The organism is Sphingopyxis sp. Geo25, assembly GCF_949769135.1.
GTDB lineage: Bacteria > Pseudomonadota > Alphaproteobacteria > Sphingomonadales > Sphingomonadaceae > Sphingopyxis.
The window spans coordinates 296,546-308,329 of record NZ_CATKOZ010000001.1; the positions used below are offsets into that span (position 1 = coordinate 296,546).

Annotated in this window: 10 protein-coding genes; all 10 read left to right on the forward strand. The window is 67.3% G+C overall.

Annotated elements, in window-relative coordinates; genetic code table 11:
- Positions 1–41 precede the first annotated feature (41 nt).
- The 10 genes from recN (at position 42) to phhA (ending at position 11,774) form a co-directional block, all read left to right on the forward strand.
- Positions 42–1,709 (forward strand): DNA repair protein RecN, encoded by a 1,668-nt coding sequence (gene recN / locus QOL68_RS01475; RefSeq protein WP_282946293.1) that lies wholly within the window; start codon positions 42–44, stop codon positions 1,707–1,709.
- Complete coding sequence (locus tag QOL68_RS01480; protein ID WP_282946295.1) at positions 1,706–2,365, forward strand: hypothetical protein; 660 nt, start codon at positions 1,706–1,708, stop codon at positions 2,363–2,365. The genes recN and QOL68_RS01480 overlap by 4 nt, the downstream gene beginning before the upstream one ends.
- 7 nt (positions 2,366–2,372) lie before the next feature.
- Positions 2,373–3,059: a GNAT family N-acetyltransferase gene (locus tag QOL68_RS01485; RefSeq protein ID WP_282946297.1), complete on the forward strand. Its 687-nt coding sequence runs from the start codon at positions 2,373–2,375 to the stop codon at positions 3,057–3,059.
- Complete coding sequence (locus QOL68_RS01490; protein WP_282946298.1) at positions 3,056–3,451, forward strand: putative quinol monooxygenase; 396 nt, start codon at positions 3,056–3,058, stop codon at positions 3,449–3,451. The genes QOL68_RS01485 and QOL68_RS01490 overlap by 4 nt, the downstream gene beginning before the upstream one ends.
- Positions 3,448–5,622, forward strand: a complete 2,175-nt coding sequence (gene ligA, locus QOL68_RS01495; RefSeq protein ID WP_282946300.1) for an NAD-dependent DNA ligase LigA — start codon at positions 3,448–3,450, stop codon at positions 5,620–5,622. The genes QOL68_RS01490 and ligA overlap by 4 nt, the downstream gene beginning before the upstream one ends.
- Positions 5,623–5,783: 161 nt before the next feature.
- Complete coding sequence (locus tag QOL68_RS01500) at positions 5,784–6,953, forward strand: sterol desaturase family protein (RefSeq protein WP_282946302.1); 1,170 nt, start codon at positions 5,784–5,786, stop codon at positions 6,951–6,953.
- 65 nt (positions 6,954–7,018) lie between these two features.
- The gene (locus QOL68_RS01505; RefSeq protein WP_282946304.1) at positions 7,019–7,411 is read left to right on the forward strand and encodes a hypothetical protein; all 393 of its coding nucleotides are present in this window, start codon (positions 7,019–7,021) and stop codon (positions 7,409–7,411) included.
- A 72-nt stretch (positions 7,412–7,483) separates the two neighbouring features.
- Positions 7,484–9,508 (forward strand): TonB-dependent receptor family protein, encoded by a 2,025-nt coding sequence (locus QOL68_RS01510; RefSeq protein ID WP_282946306.1) that lies wholly within the window; start codon positions 7,484–7,486, stop codon positions 9,506–9,508.
- Between the two features lie 14 nt (positions 9,509–9,522).
- Positions 9,523–10,860, forward strand: a complete 1,338-nt coding sequence (locus QOL68_RS01515; protein WP_282946307.1) for a PepSY-associated TM helix domain-containing protein — start codon at positions 9,523–9,525, stop codon at positions 10,858–10,860.
- A gap of 38 nt (positions 10,861–10,898) precedes the next feature.
- Positions 10,899–11,774 (forward strand): phenylalanine 4-monooxygenase, encoded by an 876-nt coding sequence (gene phhA / locus QOL68_RS01520; RefSeq protein ID WP_282946309.1) that lies wholly within the window; start codon positions 10,899–10,901, stop codon positions 11,772–11,774.
- Positions 11,775–11,784 lie beyond the last annotated feature (10 nt).

The following is an 11,784-nucleotide window of genomic DNA, read 5'->3' on the forward strand; positions in this document are numbered from 1 at the left end:
GGGGAATAGATTCGCATTTTGTTCTGCGTTAAGAGCGGGACATGCTGACCGCCTTGTCCATCGCCAACATCGTTCTGATCGAACGGCTCGACCTCGATTTCGAGGCCGGGCTGGGCGTGCTAACGGGCGAGACCGGCGCGGGCAAGTCGATCCTGCTCGACGCGCTGGGCCTCGCGCTGGGGATGCGCGCCGACAGCGCGCTGGTGCGGCAGGGCACGGACAAGGCGCAGGTGACCGCAAGTTTCACGCCCCCGGCCGAAGCGACGCCGCTCGCCACGCTGCTGGCCGAGAATGAGGTCGCGCTGGAACCCGGCGAGCCGCTGCTGATCCGCCGGACGCTGAAGGCCGACGGCGGCAGCCGCGCCTTCCTCAATGACCAGCCCTGTTCGGCGGCGCTGCTGCGCGAGGTCGGGGGGTATCTGGTTGAAATCCATGGCCAGCACGACGATCGCGGCCTGCTAGCGCCCGCAGGGCACCGCGCTTTGCTCGATGCCTATGCGCGCGCGGACACCGGCGCGGTGGCTGTGGCGCACGCGGCCTGGCGCGCGGCGGAGGAAAAGCTGGCGGTGGCGAAGGCCGCGATTTCGGAAGCGACACGCGACCGCGAATGGCTCGAGCATTGCGTTGCCGAGCTGCAGAAGCTCGACCCGCAGCCGGGCGAAGAGGCCGAACTCGCCGAAGCGCGCGCCGCGATGCAGAAGGGCGAGAAGATCGCGGGCGATCTCGGTACGATCCTCGAGGCCTTCGACGGCAGCGACGGCGGTCCCGCGCTGCTGCGCGGTGCGGCGCGGCGCCTCGACCGGCTCGCGGGCGATCACCCGCTGCTCGCCGAGGCGCTCGCGGCGCTCGACCGCGCGATCATCGACGCCGACGATGCCGAAACGAAGCTGCACGAAGCCGCGCGCGCGCTCGAATATGATCCCGAGCGGCTCGAAGCGGCGGAGACGCGGCTGTTCGAACTGCGCGCGATGGCCCGCAAGCATGGGGTCCAGCCCGACGAGCTGGCCGAACTGGCGGGCGAACTCGCCGCGCGGCTCGATGCGATCGAGGGCGGCAGCGCGGGGCTCGCGAAACTCGAAGCGGCGGTGGCCGAGACGGCGGCGGCCTATACCCACGCCGCGACCGCGCTCTCCGACCTGCGCGCCAAAGCGGCGGCGCGGCTCGATGAGGCGGTAGCGGGCGAACTCGTGCCGCTGAAACTCGACGCGGCGCGTTTCCAGACTGCGGTCGAGCGGCTCCCCGCCGAGCGCTGGGGCGCCGACGGGATCGACCGCGTCGAATTCCTCATCTCGACCAATCCCGGTGCGCCCTTCGCGCCGCTCGCGAAGATCGCGTCGGGCGGCGAGCTCTCGCGCTTCATCCTCGCGCTGAAGGTCGCGCTCGCCGAGGAGGGCGGGGCCGACACGATCATTTTCGACGAGATCGACCGCGGGGTTGGCGGCGCGGTGGCGAGTGCGATCGGCGAGCGGCTCGCGCGCCTGTCGCGAGGAGGCAAGCAATTGCTCGCGGTGACGCACAGCCCGCAGGTCGCGGCAAAAGGCGCGTCGCATTTCATCATCGCCAAGTCGAGCGAGGGGACGGTCACGCGCACCGGCGTCCGCGCGCTTGACGAAGCGGGTCGCCGCGAGGAAATCGCGCGCATGTTGTCGGGCGCCGAAGTCACCGAAGAAGCGCGCGCGCAGGCCGAAAGATTGCTGGAGACGATATGACCGGGCAGGCCGAACGCTACCGCGAAGAGGGCTATCTCGCGTTGCCCGGCTTCGTGCCGACCGACGTAACGCACGCGCTGCTCGGCATGATGAAGGGCGACCTGACGCGCGGCGGCGTGTCGTTCGACCGGCTGAAGCGCAAACATGCGCTGCTCGCGAACGAGGCGGTCGAGATTTACGGGCGTCACTATCTGCCGCTCTCGACGTTCCTGTGGGGGATGACGCCGGCGGTCAGCGCGCTCGTCGGGACCGCGCTCAAGCCCTCCTATTGCTATTTCCGCATGTATCGGCAGGGCGACGTCTGCCACGTCCATTCGGACCGCTACGCCTGCGAGCACAGCCTGTCGCTGTTGCTCGCGGCAAGCGACGGCAAGCCTTGGCCGCTCGAGGTCGGGTCGCAGCATATCGAGACCCCGCGCGAGCGCGCCGATCCCGATTTCGGGGACGAAGCCTATGGCTCGGTGCCGATGCTGCCGGGCGATGCGGTGCTGTATCAGGGCGTCCACCGCCTGCACGGACGGACGATGCCGAACCCGAACCGCTGGTCGGCGCATCTTTTTCTGCACTGGGTCGATCCCGCGGGCCCCTATGCCGAACATGCGATGGAAGGCGTGGTGATCCCGGCGACCGAAACGCTGGCGATGGAACAGGCGTGATCGCGCGATGACGCCTGCGCATCCGCTCGACCGTCCGATCTGGACGATGCTCACCGGACGGCAGGCGCATCTCGCTGAGGGGGGCGACCGCGCGAAGCGGATCGATCGCGGTTACGGCGTGTTCGGGGTCGCCGCCGATACCGGCGCGGAGGCGCAGGCGGCGCTCGCGGCGCTGGTTCCGGACGACGGCGAACTCTGGATCGTCGAGGGTGAGCGCTGGCCCGTTCCGCCCGGAACGCGCGAGGTCAAACGCGCAGTGCTTGCGCAGATGGTCGCCGACGGTCCGCCCCCCGAACCGCGCGAGGGCGAACCGCCGATCGTCGCGCTCGGCGAGGCGGATGCCGCGGAAATGGCAGCGCTTGCCGACCATGCAAAGCCGGGACCATGGGGCCCCGCGACGCATCGCTATGGTCCCTTCTTCGGGATCCGCGAGAATGGCCGCCTGCTCGCGATGGCGGGGCAGCGCATCCTCGTGCCCGGCATGGCCGAGGTCAGCGGCGTTTCGACGTGGGAGGATTGTCGCGGACGCGGCCTGGCGCGCGCGCTGATCGGCCATGTCATGCGCGCAATGGTCGCGCGCGGCGAGCAGCCGTTCCTGCACAGCTATGCCGACAATGAAGGCGCGATCGGCCTCTATGAATCGCTCGGCTTTCGCATCCGGCGCGAGGTGCATGTGCTGGTGATCGCGAAATGAACCGCCGCGAACATCTCATGGCGCTGCTGGCGATGGCCGCAGCCTTGTTGCCCGCGGCGAAGGTCCGGGCTCTGGAGGACATGATGGAAGACGCCGATCCGCACTATGGCCTCATCGGGCAGATGATCGCGCAGCCGGGGCAGCGCGCGGCGCTCGTCGCGATCCTTGGCGAAGGTACGGGGTCGATGCCGGGCAACATCGCCTATCTGATCGGCGAGGACGCTGCGAACCCCGATGCGATCTGGATCGTCGAGCTGTGGGACAGCAAGGACGCGCACGCCGCATCGCTGCAGCTTCCCGAGGTTCGGTCGGCGATCGCGAAAGGTCGCCCGCTTATTGCAGGATTTGGTACTCGCGCGGAGTTCAAGCCGGTGGCAAAAGCCGCTGCATGACAGAGATTGAATCGCTTTCCCCCGCCGACGCCGCCAACGAACTGATGCGGTTGGCAAAGCAGATCGCGCATCACAACAAGCGCTATCACGTCGAGGATGCGCCGGAGATTTCTGACGCCGATTATGACGCGCTCGTCCGCCGCAACAATGAAATCGAAGCGGCTTTCCCCGACCTGATCCGTGCCGACAGCCCGAACCGGCTCGTCGGCGCTGCGGTCGAGGCCTCGCCGCTCGCGAAGGTCACGCACGCGGTGCGGATGATGAGCCTCGACAACGCCTTTTCGGGCGAGGATGTCGAGGAATTCGCCGCGCGCGTGCGGCGCTTCCTCAACCTCGGCGAGGGCGAGGCTGTCGCGCTGACCGCCGAGGACAAGATCGACGGGCTGTCCTGTTCGCTGCGCTACGAACAGGGCCGGCTGGTGCAGGCGGCGACGCGCGGCGACGGCACGGTGGGCGAGGATGTGACCGCGAACGTTCGCACGATCGGCGATATTCCGCAGGAGCTGGCGGGCGAGGCGCCCGACGTCTTCGAGATCAGGGGCGAGGTCTATATGGCCAAGTCCGATTTTGCGGCGCTGAACGCGCGGTTGATGGAGGAGGGAAGGGCGCTTGCGGCGCAGCGCGGGCAGGAATTCGATCCCGCGACCGTCCGCCAGTTCGCCAACCCGCGCAACGCGGCGGCGGGATCGCTGCGCCAGAAGGACGCGAGCGTCACCGCGTCGCGCCCCTTGCGCTTCCTTGCGCATGGCTGGGGTGAGGCGAGCGCGGTTCCTGCCGACACCCAGTTCGACATGATGCAGCGGATCGCGGCGTGGGGCGTTCCCGTCTCGCCGCTACTGAAGCGCTTCGAGGGCGTTGCCGAGGTGCTGGCGCATTACCGGACGATCGAGGCCGAGCGCGCCGAGATGCCCTATGACATCGACGGCGTCGTTTACAAGGTCGACCGGCTCGACTGGCAGCAGCGGCTGGGCTTCGTCGCGAAGGCGCCGCGCTGGGCGATCGCGCATAAATTTCCGGCCGAACGGGCGCAGACGACGCTCGAGGCGATCGACATCCAGGTCGGCCGAACCGGCAAGCTGACCCCGGTCGGGCGGCTTACGCCCGTCACCGTCGGCGGGGTCGTCGTCTCGAACGTCACGCTCCACAACCGCGACGAGATCGGGCGCCTTGGCGTCCGCCCCGGCGACCGCGTCGTGATCCAGCGCGCGGGGGATGTGATCCCGCAGGTGGTGGAGAATCTGACCCGCGACGAGGAACGCGCCGCTTACATCTTCCCCGATCATTGCCCGGTGTGCGGCAGCGAGGCGGTCGCCGAGGAGGGCGAGGTCGATGTGCGCTGCACCGGCGGCCTGATCTGCAACGCGCAGAAGTTCGAGCGCCTGCGCCACTTCGTCAGCCGCGGCGCGCTCGACATCGAGGGGCTGGGTGAGAAGAGCATCCAGGAATTCCTCGACCTTGGCTGGCTCGACAAGGGACCGGCCGACATCTTCCGGCTGAAGAACCACCGCGACGAATTGCTCGGCCGCGAGGGGTGGAAGGAAAAGTCGGTCGACAATCTGTTCGCCGCGATCGAGGCGAAGCGGTCGCCCGACGCGGCGCGGCTGCTGTTCGGGCTCGGCATCCGCCATATCGGCGCGGTGACCGCGCGCGATTTGCTCAAAGGCTTAGGTGATATTGCGCTGCTGCCTGCAAAAGCGGCCGAGATTCAGGCCTATCTCGACGCCAACCCGCAAGCCGAAGGCGAGTCCGACGGCAAATATCAGACGCGCAAGATGGACGCGATCAAAGCGATCCTCGAAGTGCGGGCCGACGGGATCGGACCGGCCGTCGCCGAAGCGCTCGGCGATTTCTTCCATGAGCCGCACAACCGCGCGCTGTGGGATGATCTGCTGAGCGAAGTGTCACCGCCGCCCTATTTCGTCGAGACGCGCGAAAGCGAGGTGTCGGGGATGACCGTCGTCTTCACCGGCAAGCTGGAGACGATGAGCCGCGACGAAGCGAAGGCGCAGGCCGAAGCGCTGGGCGCGAAGGCGGCGGGCTCGGTGAGCGCGAAGACCGACCTCGTCGTCGCGGGCCCCGGTGCGGGCTCGAAGCTCAAGCAGGCGAGCGCGCTGGGTATCAGGGTGATCGATGAGGCCGAATGGGCGAAAATCGTCGAGGCGTCCGGTTGAACATTACCATAGTCGTCACCCCGGACTTGATCCGGGGTCCATGCTGCGAAGAAAGAATGGATGCCGGATCAAGTCCGGCATGACGAAAACAGAGTTGGGCTGATATCAAGCCGTGCGCGCCGTCACAGACGGTCGCCACGAAATGCTGTGAAGGGGCGGACATGGCAAAGGGTGATTATCTCAAGACGCTGATGCACGATCTCGAATCGCACACCGAAGTGCGACGGTTCGGCAGCGGCTGGCTGTCGGGTTTCTTCGGGCTGCTGTTCGCGATCGCCGGTTTCTTGATGGTGATCGCGCTGCGCTTCCCCGATTGGTTTGCGACGCCCGAACTGGAGGTCGTCAAGACCTGGACCGGCTTTCGCGGCGCCGTGCATATCGTGCTGCTGATCAGCTACGGCCTGTCGTTGCTCAGCCTGCTGCTGCGCCCGCGCAAGGTGCTCGGGCTCACCGCGCTGATGATCGGGCTGGCGGCGATTCTGCTCGGCGGATCGAACGTCCAGCCGCAGGAAACGCGCGACTGGGGCATTTTCTTCGGGCTCGACTTTTTCGTCGTGAACCTGCTCGTCACCGGCTTCATGTTCGCGCCGCTCGAGCGCGCCTTCCCGCATCGCCGCGCGCAGCGGCTGTTCCGCACCGAATGGCGCGAGGATCTTTTCTATTATCTCGTGAGCACGATGTTCGTGCAGGTGCTCGGCTTCCTCGCATTGGCCCCGCAGCAGTTCGTCAACGCGCACACGAACAGCTGGGACGCGTTCCGCGCCGCGGTCGCGTCGCTGCCGTGGATCGTCCAGTTCCTGATCGTGCTGGTCGCGTCGGACCTCGCGCAATATTGGTACCACCGGCTGTTCCATAAGGTGCCGTTCCTCTGGGGCTTCCACGCGATCCATCACAGCGCCAAGTCGATGGACTGGCTCGCCGGGTCGCGGATGCATTTCGTCGAGATCATCCTGCTCCGGGCGATCACCTCGCTGCCGCTCTTCACACTCGGCTTCTCGCCGTCGGTGATGCAGGCCTATATCGGCTTCGTCTATGTCTGGTCGTCGCTGCTCCACGCCAATGTCGGCGGAAATTTCAACCGGCTCGGCCATTGGGTCGCGACGCCGCGCTTCCACCACTGGCACCACGGGCTGGAGCGCGAGGCTTTCGACGTCAATTTCGCGATCCACTTTCCTTTGCTCGACAAGATTTTCGGGACCTTTCATCTGCCCAAGGACCGCTGGCCCGAAAATTACGGCATCCCCGAGGATGTACCCAAGGCCTATTGGGGCCAGTTCCTCTATCCGTGGACGCGCACGGGCAAGAAGAGCGACGAGGCGCCCGCCGAATAGCTTGCTGCGGCGCTGGACGCTTTGTCCGCTTGTCAGCGCGGACGCCGCGTCATAAGGGGCGGGCCGTGGGCCTCCTCGCCGCCTTTCGCCGTCCGGGCATCCTGCTGCTGCTGCCGCTGATCCTCGCGCTCGCCGCGCGGGTGCTCGTCGCGCCGGGCTGGATGATCGAGAGCGACGCGGCGGGATCGATCACCGTCCGCGTTTGTTCGGACCCGTCCAACCCGGGGGCGACGCTGACAATCCCGCTCCAGAAGGCGGGCGAGCATCAGGCGGGCGAAGGGCAGCAGCATTGCCCGTGGGGCGCGCTGGCCGCGGCGCCGATCGTCCCCGACCTGCCAGCGCTGCCCGAAAAACTCGCGATCGCCGAGCCTGCGCCTGTCGCGGCCCCATCGCTCGGCTTCGCGCCGGGCATCGCCTCACCGCTCCCGCCGAGTACCGGCCCGCCGCACTTCGCCTGATCCAGCCTGAACTGCCGCCTGCGCACAATAGCGCTGCGCGGTCCCATGCCTGTATCCAGGGAAGATTTTCTGATGAAGACCATTGCCAATCGCGCGGCGCCCTTGCTCGCGCTCGCCACCTGTCTCGCCGCCTCGCCAGCCCATGCCGACGAGGCCGATTCGACGATCATCGTCACCGCCCCGACCGCGACCGACGCCGCCGAAGAGCGCGCCTCGCGCACGCCCGGCGGCACCGACGTCGTCTCTTACGAAGATTATGCCGACAAATCGGTCGTCAGCTTGCGCGACACGCTCGCCTTCTCGCCCGGCGTCTATCTCCAGCCGCGCTACGGGCAGGAGGTGCGTATCTCGATCCGCGGCTCGGGCCTCTCACGCGGGTTTCACATGCGCGGGCTGACGCTCTTGCAGGACGGGGTGCCGATCAACCTCGCCGACGACAATGGCGATTTCCAGGAGCTGGAGCCGATCTTCTTCGACCATCTCGAGGTGTATCGCGGCGCCAATGCGCTGCGCTTCGGTTCGGGAACGCTCGGCGGCGCGGTCAACGGCGTGACGCCGACCGGGCGCACGGCGGAGGGCTTCTACCTGCGCGGCGACGTCGGCAGCTTCGACAGCTATCGCGGGCTGGTGTCGGCGGGTGTCGCGGGCGACCGGGTCGATGCGTGGGGCGCGATCAGCGCCGACACCTCGAACGGCGACCGCGACCATGTGCAGCGCCGCAGCTTTCGCTTCAACGGCAATGTCGGGTTGAAGCTGAGCGACGTCGTCTCGACGCGCTTCTACGCGAGCTACAATGACATCAAACAGGAAATCCCCGGTGCGCTGACCTATAATCAGGCGCTGACCACCCCGCGCGCGGCGAGCGCGGCGGCGGTGGCGGGCGATCAGGCGCGCGATATCGTGTCGCTGCGGCTCCAGAACCGCACGACGTTCGACTGGGGCGCGTTCAAGCTCGACGTCGGCGGTTTCGTCAATGCCAAGTCGCTCTATCACCCGATCTTTCAGGTGATCGACCAGGATTCGGTCGACCTTGGCGGCTTCTTCCGCGCCGATTACGCGGCGGGGCCGGTCGAGGTCACGCTGGGCGGCGAATTGCGGCGCGGGACGACCGACGCCCTGCAGTTCGTGAACATCGCCGGCCGGCGTGGCGCGCTGACCTTCGACGCCGACCAGACCGCGCGCACCGCCAATATCTATGGCGAGGTGCGGGTGCGGCCGGTCGAACAGCTGACCTTGATCGCCGGCGGCGTCTATGCCGATGGATTCCGCAAGCGGCGGGTCAATGTGTCGTCGTCGCTGGACGGGCGGATCGACTTCGACGCCTTTTCGCCCAAGTTCGGCTTGTTGTTCGAACCGAGCGACGCCGTGCAGTTCTTCGCCAATTACAGCCGCTCGGCGGAGTTTCCGGGCTTCGGCGAAGTGTTTCAGACAATCGGGACGCCGCCGGTCAGCCAAGTGGTGTCGACGATCCGCCCGCAGCGCGCATGGACGGCCGAGATCGGCACGCGCGGGAAGGCGGGCATAGTCAGCTGGGATCTGGCGCTGTATCGCTCGACGCTGAAGGGCGAATTGCTGCAATTTACCACCAACGCCAGCATTCCGGTGGCGACCTTCAACGCCGACCGCACGCGGCATCAGGGGGTCGAGGCGGCGCTGGAGATCGCCCCGGCGGCCTGGCTGCGGCTGCGGCAAGTCTATACCTACAGCGACTTCCGTTTCCGGGGTGACAGCCAGTTCGGCGACAATCGCCTGCCGGTGGTACCGAAGCACGTCTATCGCGCCGAGGTGCGGATCGGGAGCGATGTGCTGCATGTCGCGCCCAACGTCGAGTGGGTGCCCGACGGCACCTATGCCGATTACCGCAATCAGGTGCAAACCCCGGGCTATGCCTTGCTGGGCGTGACCGGCGGCGCCCGGATTGCCGAGGGGATCGACGCCTTTGTCGATGTGCGCAATATCACCGGCAAGAAGGCGATCGGCGACATCAGCGCGGTGATCGCCGCCACGGCGCCATCGGTGGTCACGCCGGCGGCGTCGGCGATCTACTATCCCGTCGAGCGCCGCGCAGTGTCCGCCGGCATCCGCGCGCGTTTCTGAGGAGAGGGCAGGGGATGACCGACACCAGGCAGATTCCGCTCTACCGCACGATCTGGCGCTGGCATTTTTACGCCGGTCTTTTCGTCATCCCCTTCATCCTTTTGCTGTCGGTGACGGGCGCGGCCTATCTGTTCAAGCCGCAGATCGACCGGTGGGAAGAGCGCGCGTGGCGCGGCCTGCCCGCCGCCGATGCGGTCGACGCCGATGCGCAGGTCGCTGCCGCGCTCGCCGCCAACAAGGGCGCGTCCTTCCATTATTACCGCATCCCGGAGGCGCGCGGCGACGCCGCGGTCGTCCATCTCGGACTTCCCGGCGGCGCGATGCTCGATGTCGCCGTGTCGCCGCAGGGGCGCGTGATCGGGTCGGCCGATCCCGACGCGCGCTGGTCGGCGTGGCTGGCGCGCTTGCACGGCAGCCTGCTCGTCGGGCGCAGCGGCAAGCTGCTCGTCGAGCTGGCGGCAAGCTGGGCGATCGTGATGATCCTGACCGGCCTCTATCTCTGGTGGCCGCGCGGGCGCGGGCTGGCGGGGGTCGTCTGGCCGCGGCTGTCGCTCGGCGGCCGGGCGGCGCTGCGCGACCTCCATGCGGTGACCGGCTTCTGGGTCTCCGGCTTCGCGCTCGTCCTGCTCTTCACCGCGCTGCCGTGGACCGACGTCTGGGCGAGCGGATTTCGCGCGGTGCGCGCCGAAATGGGGTGGGTGTCGGGGGTGCAGGACTGGAAGGGCGGGGCGGACCCGCACGCGGCGCACGATCATCATGCGATGGCGGCGGCGCCACCACCCGGCCACGCTTCGCGCGCGCCGCTGGAATATATCGTGATGCGCGCGCGCGGCGAGCATATGCCCGCGCCTGCGATCATCCAGCCGCCCGGCGCGCCCAACATGTTCGGCCCGCCCAATGGCAACACCTGGACGCTGACGACGCTGACGCAGAACCGGCCGCTGGTGCGCAAGGTCGGCTACGACCCCGAAACGAGCCTCGAGGTCTCGCGCAGCAGTTTCGCCGACAAGCATGTCATCGACCGCGCCGTCGGCTACGGGATCGCGTGGCACGAGGGGCAGTTGTTCGGTCTCGCGAACCAGCTCGTCGGCGTGGCGACTGCGCTCGCGCTCTTCACGCTCGCGATCTCGGGATTCCTCATGTGGCGGCGCCGCAAGCCCGACGATGCGCTCGGCGCGCCGCCGCTGCCGCGCGATCCGGCGCAGCTCAAGGGCGTGGCGGCGATCGTCCTGCTGCTCGCGGCTTTCCTGCCGCTGCTCGCGGCATCGCTGGTCTTGCTGTGGATCGTCGATCGGCTAATCTTGCCGCGCCTTCCGCGCGCGGCCCGGTGGCTCGGAGTCGCGCGCGTATAAGGTTTCATTTGAAACTATTTCATGCTAGGCTGCTGCTCATGAAGGATGGCTTTACCCACGTCCACGAAGTGCCGCCGCCGGGTGCCGCGGCCGACTGGACGATTTCGCAGAATTGGGACGCCTTCACCGCCGACGAACATGCGATGTGGGACCGGCTGTTCGCGCGCCAGTCCGACATGCTGCCCGGCCGCGCGGCGGAGGCCTTCCTGCGCGGGATCGATGTGCTCAAGCTCGAAAAGCCCGGCATTCCCGACTATCGCGAGCTCAACGCGCGGCTGATGGACGCGACGGGGTGGCAGGTCGTCGCGGTGCCGGGGCTGGTGCCCGACGACGTCTTCTTCGATCATCTCGCGAACCGCCGCTTTCCCGCGGGCAATTTCATCCGCACCCCCGAACAGCTCGACTATCTGCAGGAACCAGACGTCTTTCACGACGTGTTCGGGCACGTGCCGATGCTCGCCGACCCGGTGTTCGCCGACTATATGGTCGCCTATGGCGAAGGGGGCTTGCGCAGCCTGAAATATGACGCGTTGAAACAGCTTGCCCGGCTTTACTGGTACACGGTCGAATTCGGGCTGATCCGCGAAGCGGGCGGCCTGCGCATCTATGGCGCGGGGATCGTGTCGAGTTACGCCGAAAGCGTCTTCGCGCTTGACAGCGATAGTCCGAACCGCATCGGCTTCGACCTCGCGCGCGTGATGCGCACCGACTACCGGATCGACGATTTCCAGCAGAATTATTTCGTCATCGACAGCCTTGATCAGCTGCTCGACGTGACCGTGAACACCGATTTTGCGCCGCTCTACGCCGCGAACGACGCGCTGCCGCCGATTCCGATTGCCGATATCCTGCCGGGTGACGTCGTGATCACGCGCGGCACGCAGGACTATGCGCTGGGGAAGCAGACCGTCTAATAAACCCCTC